General features: G+C 59.7%; 15 protein-coding genes and 3 pseudogenes. 10 read left to right on the forward strand and 8 right to left on the reverse strand.

Annotated features, from left to right (window positions below; translation table 11 throughout):
- Positions 1-145 precede the first annotated feature (145 nt).
- From O7B34_RS30455 to O7B34_RS30470, 4 genes and pseudogenes are all read right to left on the reverse strand, one after another.
- Complete coding sequence (locus O7B34_RS30455) at positions 146-589, reverse strand: hypothetical protein (protein WP_337149460.1); 444 nt, start codon at positions 587-589, stop codon at positions 146-148.
- Positions 586-816 (reverse strand): hypothetical protein, encoded by a 231-nt coding sequence (locus O7B34_RS30460; RefSeq protein ID WP_027143998.1) that lies wholly within the window; start codon positions 814-816, stop codon positions 586-588. Before O7B34_RS30460 ends, O7B34_RS30455 begins: the two co-directional genes overlap by 4 nt.
- A gap of 491 nt (positions 817-1,307) precedes the next feature.
- Positions 1,308-1,592, reverse strand: a complete 285-nt coding sequence (locus tag O7B34_RS30465; protein WP_337149461.1) for a hypothetical protein — start codon at positions 1,590-1,592, stop codon at positions 1,308-1,310.
- 622 nt (positions 1,593-2,214) lie between these two features.
- Positions 2,215-2,557, reverse strand: a pseudogene (locus O7B34_RS30470) (helix-turn-helix domain-containing protein); the annotation flags it as partial.
- A gap of 158 nt (positions 2,558-2,715) precedes the next feature.
- Here O7B34_RS30470 and O7B34_RS30475 point away from each other — a divergent pair.
- Positions 2,716-2,991, forward strand: a complete 276-nt coding sequence (locus O7B34_RS30475) for a hypothetical protein (protein WP_027143995.1) — start codon at positions 2,716-2,718, stop codon at positions 2,989-2,991.
- 146 nt (positions 2,992-3,137) lie between these two features.
- On the opposite strand, the gene O7B34_RS30480 is transcribed toward O7B34_RS30475, so the two are convergent.
- Positions 3,138-3,545, reverse strand: coding sequence for a lysozyme inhibitor LprI family protein (locus O7B34_RS30480; RefSeq protein WP_337149463.1), 408 nt, complete (start codon positions 3,543-3,545; stop codon positions 3,138-3,140).
- Between the two features lie 472 nt (positions 3,546-4,017).
- Between O7B34_RS30480 and O7B34_RS30485 the strand changes: the two genes are divergently transcribed.
- On the forward strand, positions 4,018-5,052 hold the full coding sequence (locus O7B34_RS30485) for a YihY/virulence factor BrkB family protein (RefSeq protein WP_337149464.1): 1,035 nt from the start codon (positions 4,018-4,020) through the stop codon (positions 5,050-5,052).
- A 471-nt stretch (positions 5,053-5,523) separates the two neighbouring features.
- Here O7B34_RS30485 and O7B34_RS30490 read toward each other — a convergent pair whose 3' ends face one another.
- Positions 5,524-6,834 carry a site-specific integrase gene (locus O7B34_RS30490; RefSeq protein ID WP_337149465.1) on the reverse strand — a complete coding sequence of 437 codons (1,311 nt, stop codon included), beginning with the start codon at positions 6,832-6,834 and terminating at the stop codon, positions 5,524-5,526.
- 698 nt (positions 6,835-7,532) lie between these two features.
- Here O7B34_RS30490 and O7B34_RS30495 point away from each other — a divergent pair.
- The 5 genes and pseudogenes from O7B34_RS30495 to O7B34_RS30515 all read left to right on the forward strand — a co-directional run bounded on the left by O7B34_RS30495 (position 7,533) and on the right by O7B34_RS30515 (position 10,959).
- Positions 7,533-8,495: an ArdC family protein gene (locus O7B34_RS30495; RefSeq protein WP_337149466.1), complete on the forward strand. Its 963-nt coding sequence runs from the start codon at positions 7,533-7,535 to the stop codon at positions 8,493-8,495.
- Positions 8,473-8,670 carry a DUF2958 domain-containing protein gene (locus tag O7B34_RS30500; RefSeq protein WP_337143520.1) on the forward strand — a complete coding sequence of 66 codons (198 nt, stop codon included), beginning with the start codon at positions 8,473-8,475 and terminating at the stop codon, positions 8,668-8,670. Before O7B34_RS30495 ends, O7B34_RS30500 begins: the two co-directional genes overlap by 23 nt.
- 254 nt (positions 8,671-8,924) lie before the next feature.
- Positions 8,925-9,290 (forward strand): annotated as a pseudogene (locus O7B34_RS30505) (ParB/Srx family N-terminal domain-containing protein); the annotation flags it as partial.
- A gap of 39 nt (positions 9,291-9,329) precedes the next feature.
- Positions 9,330-10,442 (forward strand): CapA family protein, encoded by a 1,113-nt coding sequence (locus O7B34_RS30510; protein ID WP_337149469.1) that lies wholly within the window; start codon positions 9,330-9,332, stop codon positions 10,440-10,442.
- A 64-nt stretch (positions 10,443-10,506) separates the two neighbouring features.
- Entirely contained in the window at positions 10,507-10,959 is a 453-nt protein-coding gene (locus O7B34_RS30515; RefSeq protein WP_337143470.1) for a helix-turn-helix domain-containing protein, read from the forward strand.
- 195 nt (positions 10,960-11,154) lie between these two features.
- On the opposite strand, the gene O7B34_RS30520 is transcribed toward O7B34_RS30515, so the two are convergent.
- Entirely contained in the window at positions 11,155-11,445 is a 291-nt protein-coding gene (locus O7B34_RS30520; protein WP_337149467.1) for a DUF982 domain-containing protein, read from the reverse strand.
- A gap of 863 nt (positions 11,446-12,308) precedes the next feature.
- On the opposite strand from O7B34_RS30520, the gene O7B34_RS30525 reads away from it, so the two are divergent.
- The 3 genes from O7B34_RS30525 (at position 12,309) to O7B34_RS30535 (ending at position 15,958) form a co-directional block, all read left to right on the forward strand.
- Positions 12,309-13,325: a sugar ABC transporter substrate-binding protein gene (locus tag O7B34_RS30525; protein ID WP_337143472.1), complete on the forward strand. Its 1,017-nt coding sequence runs from the start codon at positions 12,309-12,311 to the stop codon at positions 13,323-13,325.
- A 74-nt stretch (positions 13,326-13,399) separates the two neighbouring features.
- Positions 13,400-14,920 carry a sugar ABC transporter ATP-binding protein gene (locus tag O7B34_RS30530; protein ID WP_337143473.1) on the forward strand — a complete coding sequence of 507 codons (1,521 nt, stop codon included), beginning with the start codon at positions 13,400-13,402 and terminating at the stop codon, positions 14,918-14,920.
- 18 nt (positions 14,921-14,938) lie between these two features.
- Positions 14,939-15,958 (forward strand): ABC transporter permease, encoded by a 1,020-nt coding sequence (locus O7B34_RS30535; RefSeq protein WP_337143521.1) that lies wholly within the window; start codon positions 14,939-14,941, stop codon positions 15,956-15,958.
- 180 nt (positions 15,959-16,138) lie between these two features.
- Here O7B34_RS30535 and O7B34_RS30540 read toward each other — a convergent pair.
- A pseudogene (locus O7B34_RS30540) lies at positions 16,139-16,459 on the reverse strand (exodeoxyribonuclease III); the annotation flags it as partial.

Below are 16,459 nucleotides of genomic sequence, written 5' to 3' on the forward strand. Positions count from 1 at the left end.
TCCGGTTCGCCGTTTTACCGGCTCCCTCATATTCATCGATCAAACTAGGGGCCGATGCCCATCTCGTCAAAGGTTGAGGGGCCGATACCCAGTGCTCGGGCTCTGCACTGGGGTATCGGCCCGTTTATTCAATGTCATCGAAATCTTACGCTGCTTCGGCGTCCAATCCGGTCATGGGGACACAACCACCGCCGAGCACCATTTGGGCGACGTCCGTGGCATTCTCATCGACATGGGCCGTCACCAGGACAACCCCTTCGCCGACGCCTCGACGCTCAAACCTTCTGGCGCCCGCGGCCATGGCTCCGAACAATCCGCCGAGGATGCAGCCGCAGCCTATCAGGGCCGTCGCCGACAGGCCGGTCGCAAAAGGATTGATGCCGTGGACAGCAAAAGCGCTCAGGCACGCCAACAGCCCGGCGGCGGCGCCAAGCATGACAGCGGGAGATTTCAGGACACCGATTTCGTCGTGGTAGGGCCCGATAATCGCGATCTGTACGCGAGGAATCCCGGCCGCCAAAAGGTTGCCGGCGATCCGGGCTGCTTCGGAATGGGATTCAAAAAGCCTGCTGATTGTTGGCATGGTCATTCAGGGCGCGTCGTGTCCGTCAGCACGTCGGTAACGAAGGATGCGGCGATCAGATCGTCGCCATCGATCCGGCCTTGACCGTCCTCCATTACGGCCGCGACCTTTTGGAAGGTCTTGATTTCGCCCTCGGTGATCCGCGCGTCGCGCATCCTGCTCCTGAGGTCTGCCACGCGCAGCTGCAAGGCATCGGATCTTGCGTTGTCACGATTCGAGATTGTCGTGGTCATCTATGTCCGCTTCTTTTTTGATGGTCCTCGCGCCCAGCCAACCGAACTCTGGAGGGCGGGCAAACGTTCCAGGGCTGGGCTTCGGTCTGGCGAGGTGCGGGACTTAGGTCTTGCCCCAGGACGTAATGGTCTTGCTGGCCGCGGCGCCCGGAACAGCCGCTGTTTGCCACCGTTTGTCCGCTACGAGATTATGGGAGGAAGCCGATGGAGAAGAGTGTTGGCCAGGCGCGCTGGTTGCTCGCACCGATCTTCGCTGTGGCTATTACCTTCATGGTGGCAGGAGTAGTCCTTAGCTGATTGATCACCAAGTTCCCTTTGGTACAGCAAGGCCCCTACAGGCCCGTCCGGCGTAGGATACGACGAATTGCCTGGGCTCACGGACCCAAGTTTGCACAATTTATTTCCGGCGATGACGAGATCTCAGAATTGGCCCCGTTCTCTTTCGCACCTGATGGCCAGGCTTGATCGGGAGCCGGGCCACCAGTCGGCGATCAGTAGCCGCTGTTTTCCATCACCACCGGGTGATGATGACGGTGATGCTTGGAGACGGAGCCGGTGACAACAACGGTATTCCGATGGTGATGCCGGCGGCCATTGTCGTAGAACGCGATCTGTCCATGGTGACGGTGATGAAGGCGCTGGCCCTCCTCATTGATGATCCTGACGTGGTTATGATGTCGATGATGGGTCTTGATGACAACGTCAGTCTGGGCGGCCGATGCCAAAGCAGGGAACCCCAGCGAAAGCGCCAAAGCGCAGATGGCCACTGTTTTCATTGCAATTTCTCCATTGCCTTCGTTAGCCCTTCGTTGGATACAACTGCCGCTGATCCCTTTGGTTCCGGGCTTCCCGGGACAGCCGGGACGTACGGTAAATCGAAGGCTGGCTATCGGATCGCGCGACCAGACCTGGAGAAAAATCGCAATATTTGGCGACGGACTCCCATGAGTCCTCACCCAGGATGGTCGCGACATCGCCTTTTCTACAATTACGGTTGGTTCTCCCGGGCAGCTACACTGCCGCATCGTCCGTCGTCCGCGCGGGCAGGCCAGCGCAACTGCCGCTGTGAGGACCAATCTGTCTCTGTCCCACAAAAGCAGTTCGCTTAGCTATTTCGAGATCCTGTCAGGCGGCGGAACATTAGATAAGCCTAATGGTTTTATCTCCACAGCAGGCATCACAGTTTGAGGTCCGCTGAAGATCAGCAGGCAAAGGCTGATCGGCCCGCGTCCTCCGCCAGAGGCGCGGGCTCACCAGGCAACAGGAGAGAGATCATGAACAATATCATTTGGCTCATAGGAGCGGTGGTCATCGTGATAGCGATATTGAGCTTTTTCGGCCTCCGCTAGGCGGCGTGCACCGTGCCCTGGCGGGTGACTGTTGGAGGAGCCAGGCGCGTTATTGCCCGTGTTCGGCAGCACGTCCTGCTTTTAGAATTTCGATGCTGCGCAAGCCGAGCAGGCGGATGACGCTTTTGTCCCTTGAGGCGGATGAAGACCCGCGACACAGTTTCGATGGTGAGGCCGAGATAGTCGCCAATATCCAGTCGCGACATCGGCCACTCAATCTTGCGCAGGCCCCCTTGGCGTTCCGTCATGTCGACCAGGAAGGCTGCGAACCGTTCGATGGCATTCTGGCGGCCAAGGACCAGGAGGTGTTCCTGTGCTCTGGTCAAATCCTTGAGTGCCAGCGGCAGCAGGCGAGACACGTCGGCGGCTGAGGTAATCCGAAAAAGGCGGATACAGTCCGCCGCGCGGCGCCATTCCTTTCAAGGATGTGATCGACTTGTGAAGCGACATCCCAACATTCGCCGTTTTTTAGATGTTGCTTATATAGTGTTAGAAACCGCACCTGATCGCAAACGACGGTCGGGGCACAAAAATAGGGAAGGATAATTTCATGAGCTTCAAAACTGCCTGTTTAGGCGCACTTGCTTTCACGATTGTTGGCGGCGCGGCGCTTGCCGGCGCGCTCGATGAACCCAAGATGATGGCCCCGTTCTTCACCGACGCGAGCATGAAGACGATGAAGCCGGACGCCGATATGAAAAAGGCCTGGGCTGCGATGGCCAAGGCTGATCAGGACAAGATGATGAAGGAATGCAACGACGCGGCGATGAGCAAGCCTCATGCTCAGTTCTGCGAGAAATTGAAGGCACTTGGCGGCTCCAAATAGGCCATCGCCTTTGCCAACAACCTTGTGGCGGGTTATGCCCCGCCACCAGGCGCACCGCATCAGGCGAATCCAAAACGGCTTTTTTGGACGAAATTGTGCCGCAAAACCCAGCGAGTTTCTGGTTCCCGTCAAACCAATTGTGGGCGTCAGTTCGCTGTTGGAACGGGGCAGCTCGCATCGCCTTCCTGGCAATTCAGGTAACCCTCGAAATTCTTGACACGGGATAGCGTCAAGCTGTCCATGCACATCGAGATAAGCATCGGAGCCATGCTTCCTCCAGCCGCCCCCGCAGTCTGGAATTGGCACTCCGCATCGCGAAATTTAACCCAGCCCTGCTGCGCTTGAACAAGAAGCTTCTTGGCATCCGCGTCGTCCTTGAGGCGGGTTTCGATCTGCTTGTAGAGCTCGTTTAGCTTCTTGTCCGATTTCTTGAACGAAGCATCGGCGCACTGGTTCATGGTGACCTGATCCTTGGCGTCGGCGCATTTGTCCTTGGCAGAGGCAAAAGCCGGCATGGCCAGAACCACGGCGGCAGTCAGAATTGCGGTTTTCATCGATTGTCCTCCTGTTTGCCTGTGGGCGTCATTTCATTCCGTAACGGTTCCGGCGAAGCAGCTGGCCAGCTTTTTTCGATCTTTGCAACGCTACCGCGTGTTCCGCTGGTCGATCGCGTGAGCGATTTTCGCGGCGTTGAGGAGATGCTCCCGCAGGGGCCGCCGCCCACGCACCAGCACTTGAGAGCCCGATCAAATGCTCTCGTCGTTCGCATCTGTGCCGGTGGCACCGAAGCAGTGATCTTGCGATGCCGGTACAAGCAGCAGGCGTCAATGTGCTGACCTTTTCCTTCGAGCCCGCCTTGGGAACGCGGAGTTACGTCGCGAGTTGAAGCAAAGGGTGGATCGTGAGTGAAGCGCGTGGAAGTGCGGACGGAGTCATGGTGACGAAGGTCATAATCCGTCCGCAGGATTGTCCGCCGGCGCTGCGGCGAACTCTCCAGCCGAGCTGCGAAAAGTCTTGAGGCTAACAATGTCACGGTCGCTGATTGCGTTTTGGCACCTGCTGAGCGAGAGCATCCGCGGCTTCGTCGAAGACAATTGCTTGAGCCACGGGGCGGCGATGGCTTTCTATGCGACCACTTCGCTCGCTCCAATCCTGCTGATCGTCGTTGCCATCGCCGGTCTGGGCTTCGGAAACGATGCCGCTCAGGTCGCGTTGTCGGCACAGATTTCAGGCGTCATGGGTCCTCGAAGTGCCGACCTGCTGCAAGCAACGATCGAAAGCGCCTCCCAGAGAACCGCAGGGACCTTGGCGACGATCTTGGGCTTGATCACTCTGTTTGTCACCGCATCCGGGGTGTTCGGAGAGATGCAGCTTTCACTGAACCAGATGTGGAAAGTGCCACCCACCGGATTTTCCATTTCGCGCTTGGTGCGGGCTCGCGCGGCAAGTCTGGGCTTGGTGGGAGCGCTGGGCTTTCTACTTCTGGTCTCGCTGGTTGCGAGCGCGGCGATATCGGCGCTTGCCCAAGTGATCAACGCTCACCTGCCTTTTGGCGAGTTTATCCTAGCCTCCATAAATACCATCGTCTCCTTTGTTCTGATCGCACTGATGTTTGCTGCCATCTACAAAGTTCTGCCGGACCGTTCACTCGAATGGCGTGATGTGGGCGCCGGCGCCGTGATCACGGCGCTTCTGTTCACCATCGGAAAGTCGTTGATCGGCTGGTATATTGGCACAAGCGCGGTCGCTTCCTCATATGGCGCTGCCGGGGCGCTGCTTGTGGTGCTGCTGTGGGTCTACTACTCATCGGAGGTCTTTTTACTCGGCGCGGAAATTACCCGCGCCTATTCGGTCCGGCATGGCAGCCGGGCCGATCTGGCGGAAATCGTCCATTCGCGGGCGCCACCGGCGGCAGTCGTCAAACATGATCGAAAGGTATCGGAAAAAGAGGTAGTTGGCTGGATCGTTTTCAGCAGCTTGGTCACAGCCCTGATTTCTATCGCGCCCTATCTCAGGAAGTTGCCTCCTCGCCACGGCAACGATCAAGGCACTGATAAATGACGGCTCGATTCGCAAAGCCATGCTCGGCTCTCGAAAGGGCAAAGCCATGCTCGGCTCTCGAAAGGGTCGGGTGCGCCCGGGGCCTCGCCGACCCCCCTCGTCAGATGTGGAAGACCCGGCACCACTCGACGAACCGGCCTAACTCCTTGATGACAGAGGTGCGGTGGCGGTAGCCGATGCCGCTTGCAGCGTGAAATGTCGGCGAAGATGTCGGCATGGCGCCGGCCTGCAGCGGATTTCGACCGCGGCGGGGCGTGTGGCCGCTGGCGGGTACGCGCCACGTAGGCACATAGCTATTTCTGTCGGGATATCTGTGGGATAGCGCCATCGTCGCAGCGCGTACCCATTGTTGTTTCTGGTCGGAGTGGCAGGATTTGAACCTGCGACCCCCTCGTCCCGAACGGGCGGGTTGGCCAGCAAAAGCCCGGATTTCCGCCATTTCTGATGGCGTCTGAAGGCCAATGTTCACGTTTATTTCCGGTATATCTGTGGGGTAACTGTGGGGTAGGCGGAAATGTTCTCTTTCTGTGCCGCGTGCATACTGACTGTGTTTTTTGGCATGTGTGGCAAGCGTGACTTGGAGACGATTGCCTCGGCGGCTTGGGCCTGAAAATCGGGGTGGTGATGGCCATAAGTCTGAATGAGCACTTGGACACTCATGCCCAGGTATCCCGCCGCCGCCCAGGGGTCGGAACCCCGCTGCATTAGCCAGGTCGCGGCCGTGTGGCGGAAGACGTGCGGGGTGATGTCGGTCCGGAAGACGCGCCGGACGCTACCTTGCGGTGTCGCAACCTCTTCATACCAGCCCAGTCCGGCCGTCTCGACCACCGAGCGGAAGGCCTTCTTGATCGACTGCACCGGTTTGCCGTTCCACTCAACTACGAAGTCATGGGCGATCATGCGGCCAATGCTGGCGCTTTTTCCTCGGCCCTTGGTCTTGATTTCCAGCGGTGTGCTCGCCCAGCGGCGCACATGTGCCACGAGGCGATCAGGCAACCTGACGGGTGGCTGCCGCTTTTTGGTCTCGCGGCGACCGTTGGCGCGGCGGTAGAAAACGCCGCGTTCGATGTCGACATATCCCGCACCTTCTGTCCGCCGGACGGCCGCGCCGCAGACCGCGGCGGAGCGCGTGCCGGTATAGAGAGCGACAAGGATGAAGCGCGCGACGTGGCGTGCGGTGCGACGATCGCTTGGCCGGCCCTTCCACGACTGGCGCATGCCCCACGCGGCGCGAAGCAGGGCGGCTGCCTCGTCGCGGGTCAGCCAGCGGTCGCGCGGTGCTGCTTTCGCGGGCAGCACAATTGCTGGCGCAGAAGTTACGTAGCCTTCGCGGTGATAGTTGTTCAGCGCCGCTCGTAGATCCTCCAACTGACGCCTGGCGGCAGCGCCGTTGCCGTGGGCCTTGGCGTAATCGCGGCACATTTTGCCATCGATGTCGCCGATCTTTGTGTCGCCAAACCACGTTAGCACAACGATCAGCCGGTCGGCGGTTTCTTTCGGCTTGGCGTGCGACGGCGCGACGTCGGTAAGGTATACGTTTACGGCGTCAGCTACCGGGACCGTGGTGGGAGCACGACCGCGCTCGCGGGCCGGCCGGTACTTTTCCGTGATGTGACTGGCGAGACGCTTTTCAGCGCGTTCGCGGTCGCCAGTGCCGCCACAAGCGCTGATGAAGGTTGCGCCATCGCGGATGAACCAGCCGGCTGCGCTGCGCAGCTTTCCGTCCGCCCTTCTGCTTTCGGCGCGCCAGACGAGGCGCGCCCCTTTCGACGTCCGCGGCATAGCTCTCTCATTTTTGCGATCGCTGCCAAAGTGACGTATTCCTTGCCTGCGATCAACTCTGTCTGAAGACGGTCAGCATCTCGCTCTTTTCGCAGACCTGCCGCACCCATGGAGCCGTCGGGAAAGGCGATTTCGGCAGCTACGTTGAGCCGTAGCGGCGTATGGTCGTCCACCTGCTCTTGGATCGTCATGGCTTGCCTTTCCGCAGGCGCAGAAGAATTAAGCTGCGCTCGACTGTTTGAGGACCTGCGATGGTCCGACACCGGTCAGTAAGCCGCTTGATCGCGTGGTCTGGCCGGCCCCGTATCAGGCAGTTGACTGCGGCTGCCGGACAATCTCTTTTCGACCCTTGGTGGGTAGGAACCGGGCCGAGAAGACTTCTCACCGCAAGGCGATTATCTGGCCGGAAATGTAAGGATATGAGAGCGATCTGTGAACGGCATCAAATCGCTCGTGCGGTGATTGGGACCCTCTGGCGTTAAAAACGGCGGGCCTGCCATGATGTGCGGGCAATCTCGCGAAGCGTCGTGTGCAAGCTAGTCAGGCCTTCGGCTCATGAGGTGCCTCGGAGGTGGGGCTGCCCTCCTGCTGCGGATACCCGTTCTTCGAAAATTGAGAGTGAGAGTGCCAGCGGGGTTTTTCCGTGACGGGTTGAAAGCCGGAGGAGAGGCCTCCGGCGCCCGTCGCGGAGAACCGCGATGTCTTATCAAAGCAATCTAGCCCGCGCAGTTGCCGACCGGACCAACCTCTATGAAGACATTACCAACAAGATCATCGCCGCGTTGGAGGCAGGTCGATTCCCTTGGGTCCAGCCGTGGGGGACTGCTGCCGCAAAAGCGCCCTTGTGCTTGCCGAAGAACGCCAGCACCGGCAGACACTATACCGGGATCAACGTGCTCATCCTCTGGGGCGCCGTCATCGAGCGCGCCTATCGGACGCAAAGCTGGCTAACCTTCCGACAGGCACAAGTGCTCGGCGGGAATGTTAGGAAAGGCGAGCGTGGCACCACCGTCATCTATGCTGATTGCTTTATCTCGGACGATGAGAAGAAGCGCGCCAGCGAGACGGGCAAAGATGCCAGGGCGGTTCCGTTCCTCAAGCGCTTCACTGTCTTCAACATCGAACAATGTGAAGGTTTGTCCGAGGAGACGGAAGTTTTGCCTCCAATCCCGGACGCCCGATTGATCGAGCCTCGGCTCAAGGCTCTGATCAAAAGCACCGGCATCGACTTCCGTATCGGTGGGAACAATGCCTTTTATGTGCCGGCCCGCGACTATGTTCAGGTGCCGCCTCCGCAAGCCTATTTCGAGCCGATCGACTGGCATCGCACGGCGCTCCATGAGCTTGGTCATGCCACGGGTCATGCCTCACGCCTCGCTCGCGATTTCTCCGGCTCCTTCGGGACGAAGAAATATGCGTTTGAGGAACTCGTGGCCGAGATCAACGCAGCCTTCTGCTGTGCTGCGCTCGGCATCGTGCCCACAGTACGCCATGCCGACTATATCGGCTCCTGGCTCGAGGTGCTGCGTGAAGACAATCGGGCCATCGTGCGCGCCGCCAGCCAGGCTCGCAAGGCGGCCGACTGGCTTCTGGGCCATTTGACCGAGGATACCGTGCTGCCGAATGAAACGGATGCGGATGCCGACAGGAGAGCGGCATGATCCTCTCAGACCTGCGCGAGCAGCTTCTTGCCAGGGGCGCAACCGTGGTGCTGAGCACGTCCCGCTCGTCCGCTTCTTCAATCGCCTCGGCGCCGGAACCTGGCTCGTTACTGAACTCGACGATGCTGGCGGTACCTGTTCGGGCTGGCCGATCTGTCCCGAGCTCTGCTCGTAGTCGGTCCGACTGCCATTTGGTATGGCGATCGGACGCGATCTCTCTTTCGTCGGCGGTAGCTCGATCGCGCTCTGTTCCGAGGCTGCCCGCGTCAGTGGAAGCATCCCGGAGGCCGAAGCATCTTCCGCGGTGCTGCCAACGGGCAGCGCTGGGATGAATCGACCCGAAGCGAGGAGAGGAAGAGGATTGAGGGGATCTCGTGACGGGTTCAGGACCGAGAGAGAGGCTCTCGGCGCCCGTCGAGGAGAAACCCGATGGCCACTGCCATTCAAAAGATTACCCTGTCGCCCTCGCGTGACATTCCCTTCAACAAGCTGGTTCTCGCCCAGACCAATGTCCGGCGCATCAAGGCCGGCGTCTCGATCGAGGACCTGGCAGCCTCCATCGCTCGGCGCGGCCTGATCCAAGGCATCCACGTCCGTCCCGTTCTCGATGCCGATGGCCGGGAGACCGGCATGTTCGAGGTGCCGGCCGGTGGCCGCCGCTACCGCGCCCTGGAAATGCTCGTGAAGCAGAAGCTGTTAGCCAAGACTGCGCCCGTTCCTTGTGTTGTCGGAAACTCTTCCAGCGCGGTTCTCTCGGAGGAAGTGTCGCTGGCAGAGAACCTGGATCGCGCTCCGCGGCAAGGTGACGTCGTCTTCACCAATTTCGAGTCGACGATCCTCGGCAAACACGGTGGTTGGCCGACCAAAGGCAAGTTCTTCGGCTACTCCACGGCCGAGGTGCTGGACGCATTGCAAGCCATCGGATTTAACGCGCTTGCTCTGGCCAACAATCACGCATTCGATCTCGGCCCTTGCGGAGTCCTCGCCACGCTGGAGGAGGTCGAAGCCCGCGGCTTCCTGCATGCCGGGATCGGGATCGACGAAACCGATGCCACGAAACTGGGCCATCGCCATTTGGGAGCCCGCCAGGTCTCTCTTCTTGCAATGGATGCAGGCCCTGGACCCGCCAACATGTATGCCGAGAACCGGACGGCTTCGCGTCCGGCTCGGCCTGGTGTCAACCGACTCAAGACCGTTCGCAAGATCGGGGTGCCGAACGGCCATTTCCGAAGGCTGACCAGGCTTGGCGATCAATTGCAAAGCTCGCACCTTGAAATCACCAACTACGCGCAACCGGAGGACCCGCCCCCGCTGACGAGCGGGAAGGAGCTGAATTTCTACGGGACCGTGTTCATCCAGGCAGCTAACTTCAGCCGCTTGATCGAAATCGATCCGCAGAGTGCGAATATTCATCTGTCAGCCATCCGGCAAGCGGCTGCGCAAGGCGATTTTGTGATCGCCTATCTGCATCACCACCATTGGGAACCGGGTTGGCAGGACGTGCCGCGCTGGGTACAGGCCTTCGCCCGCATGTGCATCGACGCCGGCGCAGACCTCTTCGTCAGCCACGGTGCCCCCGTTCTTCAGGCGGTGGAAATCTACAATGGTTCGCCAATCTTCTACGGTCTCGGAAATTTTCTCTTTCACGTCCATCCGGACGAGGGCGAATGGGATCCTCCCGAAGTCTGGCAGAGCATTGTCGCCGCTTGCCGCTACGATGCGAACGGAACCCTCGAAGCCATAGACTTTCTGCCCGTCGTGATCGGCGAGGCAAATGAGCCCCACGGATCCGAAAAAGGCGGATTGGTTCCTGTCCCTGCTGGAGGAAACGCGGCGCGAGAGATTCTCGAGGGTTTCGCAAGCCGCTCGCGTTCCTTCGGTGCAGGGATCGAAATATCCGGATCTTCCGGCAGAATAGTTGTGCCGCCTGCGCGCAAATTTGGCTGACGATCAACGCAAAAACCTAGGTCACTGAACCGAGAATGACCCTGTTGGAGCATCGAAAGCATTGTTGAAGCCGAAACGTTCGCGTCCTTTCAGGGCAGCGCCAAAGCCAAAGATCGGGCGCGACCCTCACCCCGCTGATCTTCACGTCGGCAGACAGATCGCGACGGTTCGCGTGCTGTCGGACGTATCCCAGGCTCAGCTTGCCCGATCGATAGGCGTCAGCTTTCAACAGCTCCAAAAATACGAGAACGCAAGGAACCGCGTCAGTGCGTCCATGATCTACGAGATTGGCAAGTCGCTGGGCGTCCCCGTCAGTCGTTTTTTCGAAGGTCTCCCGGAGAATGGCGAGACTGGCTGTGAGGCTTCCCTGCTACCGCCCGACGAGCGCATTGGCTTCGTTGCCAGCTCAGAAGGTCGCCGCTTGATATTGCATTTCCTTCAACTGCCTCCTCGGGTGCGCGCCAGGTTGTCTGCCCTGATCGCTGCTATCGAGGAGCAATTGACCGTCTCTCAATGACGAAGGACACCGAGGCCGGCAGGAGAGGCGGCCTCGAACAGGCCGGTCTTCGTCGGCTTTGAGCTTAATGTCGTTCGAATCCTCGATTCGGAACTCGCATTAAAAATGTCGACAGAGGTACAGGAACGCTAACGAATATGGCGGGTTGGTTAGCATACTGCGGCCTGACCTGCGGCCGGTGAATGAGTACCATGCTCAAGCTGTCAGCCACTCATCAGCAGCACGTGCCGCCGCCACCTCGAGCGCGTCGGGCGCGAGGATGCCGCGGGCAAGCGCAAAAGCTTCGAAGGCAATGCGCGCTGTTTCGACGTCTTTGTCACCGACCAAAGCAGATTGGCAGACACAGAGCGCGGCTGTGAATGCCGGGCTGCGGCTGCCCGGCCACTCATTCAGCATTTCGTAGGCCTCCACGACCGACACGATATCGCGCGGGAAGCCCATCCCGACAAATACCGGAACGGGCTTTGAAAACAGTTGGGGTCTCATCGGTGACTCCGTTAATTTGCGTGCCGAAACAACACGCAAATTATAGAGTGGTTGCGATGACCTCGACAGTAGACCAAACGGGTGTATTGACCACTTCTCACCCGCGCCCAATGGAGGTCTCCCCATCGCGCCAGCAACACCTTTTTGGAGACCGCGTCTGCCGCTTCGCGCACACTATTTAGATTGAAATGTTGAGGCCAAAAGCGCAGGAGGCGAGGCTAGGCTTTGAGCGAGTGCGGGCCATTGGATCATGGCGGCTGTCGGTCGCAGCTCATCGATTTATCGATCGACGCAGGCGCGCGTCTTCACACGCCGCAGTCACGTCAGGAACGATGGCAGGTCGGACTCAACAGGCTGGCCAAATCAGCGGCCCGGTTGCATCGGGGGGACTAGCTTCTTCGGGGAAGTGCAACCGGGCCACGCCGGTTTCCTCCCGGCATCCAACCATGATGGCGAAGCGGGATGAATACAAGCCATCCATACAAGAGTTGCGGTGCCGACCAGGCATGCCACCATTCGGCGGCGGAGCTATCCGGAAGACTTACTTGCATACCCGTCGAGCCTGGGACCTCCTGTAGATTGTGCAGTCTCCTGACCCGGAGCACCGCCTCGCCTGAGCCCGTGTTCCAAGAAGGACGAAGCCCGCTGCGTGTAGCGTACTGGAGCGGGTCTTTGCGTCCTCGGTCATTGCTTTGTCGATCTTAAGGAATGGTCGGTTCCTGAACGCCCCAGGGCCGTAGTGCCACTAACCCTGGATGCCGTGAGGACGTCGAACGACGTTGTCTCGGAACCTTGACCACAAGATCGGCGGGGCCATAATGGCCGTATGGCTCGCATTTCCATGAGCCATACTGGGAGGAATTATGAAAAACAAAATAGACGACGACCGACGCAATCTTCTGACCTTAGCGGCTGTTGGCGGTGCCGCTGCACTTCTGGGCGGCTTCGGGATCAGCCAGGCTCGCGCCGCCGCGGCCTCCGGGCGTTCCGAAAAGCCGCTCAAGGCAGCGTTCTCCAACGCCGGACTTCAGGCGACATGGTGCGCCCAAGGTAAGGCAGCGGCGGAATACTGGGGCAAATTATTCAACGTCGAGGTGACTTGGTTCGACGGGGAACTCGATGCCGTAAAGCAGCGCGCGGCGATCGACAACATGGCTTCCCAGAAATGGGATTTCGTGGCGATCCAGGCCTTTGGTATCGGCACGCTGGTGCAGCCGGTGCAAAAGATGATCGACGCCGGGATCCCTGTCATCGACATGGACACCCTGATTGCGCCACTCGACAAGATCAATGTGCACAGCTTCCTCGCGCCTGATAATGAATTCATGGGATCATCGGTGACCCAGGCGCTCATCACCGCCATCGGCGGCAAGGGCAAGGTCATCACCACGCAGGGCGCGCTCGGCCACACGGGCGCCCAAGGGCGAAACCGGGGCTTCGAATCCATCGTCAAACAGCATCCCGATGTCGAGGTTCTGGAAAACCAGCCGGCCGACTGGGACGTCACCAAGGTGGCGCGGCTATGGGAGACCTATCTTACGAAATATCCGCAGATTGACGCGGCCTATTTCCACAATGACGACATGGCGCTTGCAGCGTACAACGTCATGAAGGCCCATAACCGTACCAACATTAAGATCGGCGGTTGCGACGCCATGCCCCCTGCAATAGCCGCCGTTGCCGAAGGACGCATGCACGCCACCGTGCGCAATCCATCCTGCCGTATTCATGGCGGCGCCATTGTCGCCGGCGTCGCCGCAGTGACAGGTGGCGAGAAGTCAGGCGAAGGAATCCCGAAAAGCGTCGTAACCGACGGTCCCGTGGTTACCAAGGAGAATGCCGCCGGCATGCAATGGATGGAAGATCATTTCCTGATCTGATCTTCGTCCCAACTGGCTGGCGGATCATCCGCCAGCCATTCGCGCAGCCACTGGACAATTGCGACGCGGACAGAATGAACGCTCAAGCTGAAGCCTCCTTGCGAGCGGTCGCGCCGCGCCTTCGCATGGATGGGATATCGAAATCCTTCGGCGGCGTGGTGGCGCTGCAGGATGTGGATTTCGTGTTGCGCGCCGGCGAGATCCATGGACTCGTTGGGGAAAACGGCGCCGGCAAATCGACCCTGATGAAGATCATCGCCGGTGTGCACGCCGAATACAACGGCCGCATGTTCATCGACGGAGAGCAGGTCCATTTCCGCTCGGCCCGTGATGCGCTTGTGGCGGGCATCGGCATGGTGCATCAGGAACTGAGCGTCATTCCCGATCTCACAGTCGCCGAAAATGTCTTTCTCGGAAAACAGCCGACGAAGGCAGGACTGATCGATTGGTCCGGTATGATGGCCGCAGCCCGGGAACAACTCGCCAATCTTGGCATCGAGGTCGATCCTCGCGCGTCGATGGGATCATTGTCGATCGGCCTCCAGCAACTGGTCGAACTCGCCCGCGTGCTCTTCTCGGGAGCGCGGATCATCATACTAGACGAGCCTACCTCGGCGCTGTCGCCGCCAGAGGTGCATCGCCTGTTCGAGGTGCTTCGCGGTGTTCGTGCGAGCGGCCGCAGCATCGTCTTCATTTCCCATTTCCTCGACGACATCCTATCAGTTTCCGATAGGGTGACCATCTTCCGCAACGGGCGCCGTGTTGTCACCGAAGCCGCGGCCTTGATCGACAAAGGCTGGGTTATCGAACGTATGATCGGCAGCGGTCACGAGGAGCTGGAGGAAAGTTATACCGGCGCGATTGCTCTCAATAGCAAGTCCGCGGCGCCCGTGATCCTCTCGGCGCGACATCTTGCGGTGGGGCGCGCCTTCGCCGATGTGTCGCTTGACGCGCGGGCCGGCGAGATTCTCGGCATCTACGGTTTTATGGGCTGCGGCCAGGTCGAACTGGCGCGGACATTGTTCGGCAAGCTCAAGCCGAGCACCGGGACGTTGGCCATTGAGGGCGCGGCGAAACGTTTTCGCAACACGGCGCACGCTCGCCGCGCGGGAATCGCCTTCGTGCCGGAGAGCCGCCGTTCCATGCTGTTCTACCAAGAACCAGTCTATAAAAATGTCTCGATCAGCGTGCTTGGCCGCATCTCGCGCCTCTGGGTGAAGCCGGCAGCGGAGCGCGAGATCGCCAGCCGCCATGTTGGACTGCTGAATATCCGTCCGTCGAATGTGAAGGCGCTGCTCGCCAGTCTTTCCGGCGGTAACCAGCAGAAGGTCGCGCTGGCGAAATGGCTGACATACATCCCTAAGGTGCTGATCTTGAGCGAGCCGACCCGAGGCATGGATGTTGGCGCCAAAGACGATGTTGTGAAGATCGTACGTGCGCTGCGCAACCAGGGCCTTGCTGTCATCGTTGTCTCGGCCGAGCCCGAAACCGTCCTGTCGCTCGCCGACCGTATTATCGTCATGAAGAAAGGCCGGATCGTGCACGAGTTCGCCGGCGAAACGATCAGCAAGGACCGGCTGCTCGACGCCGCTTGAGGGAGAACGCCATTGACAATGCCGGTTCAGGAAGCCGTGAAAGGGTCCCCGTCGCGGGCTGGCGCCTTCCTGCGCAACCGGATGCGCAACATTGCGCCCTTCGCGACGCTGATCATCCTGCTCGCGTTCTTCAGCATCGCCAGCCCATCTTTCCTCAGCGTCGACAACGGGGTCAACGTGCTGACGCAGATTTCCGTCACGGGCGTCATCGCGGTGGGGCTCACTTTTGTCATCCTCTGCGCCGAGATCGACCTTTCGGTAGCGGCCATCGCCAATGCCACCGGCATTGCCGTTGCCTACTTCACAATGCAGGAATCCTACGTCAACATTCCCAACATCCCCCTGCCAGGCTATGCGGCGATCGGGTTGGCGCTGCTCATCTGCGCCTTCCTGGGCCTGGTCAACGCCTTCGGCACGACGCTAATTGGAATTCCCTCGTTCATCATGACACTTGCCATGATGCAGATCGGTGCTGGCATTTGCGCGCTTCTGGTGCGCGGCCAGATCGCCTATGCCGTTCCCGATCTGGTTACGATGATGGGTTCTGGCACGATAGCCGGCTTTCCGTGGATCATCATCGTGCTGGGCGTATTCCTGCTGGTCGGCCATATCGTTTTGACCTACACGCGCTTCGGCCGATACGTCTACATGGTCGGTGGCAACCGCGAAGCGGCGGAATATTCCGGTGTCAACGTCAAACTGGTCTTAGGCGCGGTGATGGTCATTTCGGCGGTCTGTTCCGGTGTCGCAGGGATGATTGGCGTAGCCCATTTCGGCAGCGCTCAGCAGAACGAGTTCGACGGCTATCTGCTTGACGCCATCGCAGCGGTGGTGGTCGGTGGCACCAGCCTCTTTGGCGGCCGTGGCGGGATCGGCAACACGATCATCGGCCTGTGCATACTTGGCGTCCTCAACAATGGCCTCGATCACGTCCAGATCGACAGTTTTTTGAAAATCCTCATCCGCGGCATCATTCTGCTCGTCGCACTGATCATCAATGTCTATGTGCAGAATCTGCGTGATCGGCAACGCATCTGATTACCGGCGGTTGCCAAGGCACCTATTTGTGCAACTTCCTCCAGATACTCGGCGGCGCGAGAGCTGCCGGGATTTGCGCCCAGGCATGGAGCTTCGGCCGGCCTGCACCTCTGCCAGACGTAGCAGGGCGATCATAGGAGCGATTTCAGTTCCGGAGCTGCGTGAGTGACTTAGTATTGGTCAATCGAGTTCGATCCAAGCTGGCGCATGGTCGCTTGGCTTCTCCCAGCCGCGCAACTCGACGTCCACGCCGGCATTGCGCAGTTTGTCCGAAAGGGAAGGACTCACGAGCAGATGGTCCATTCGGAGACCGGAGCTTCGATCGTAGCCGCCCCGGTATGAGAAGTTCCAGTAGGTGTAGATGCCCTTCTCGGGGTGGATGCGGCGGACGGCATCGATCCAACCATTCCCGAGCATTTCGGCGTAGGCTTGCCGGCTCTCCGGAAAGTACACCGCGTCCCCTAGCCATCGTTGGGGCACGACGGCGTCGATTGCGGTTGG

Source organism: Mesorhizobium sp. Cs1299R1N3 (assembly GCF_037179625.1).
GTDB classification, from domain to species: domain Bacteria; phylum Pseudomonadota; class Alphaproteobacteria; order Rhizobiales; family Rhizobiaceae; genus Mesorhizobium; species Mesorhizobium salmacidum.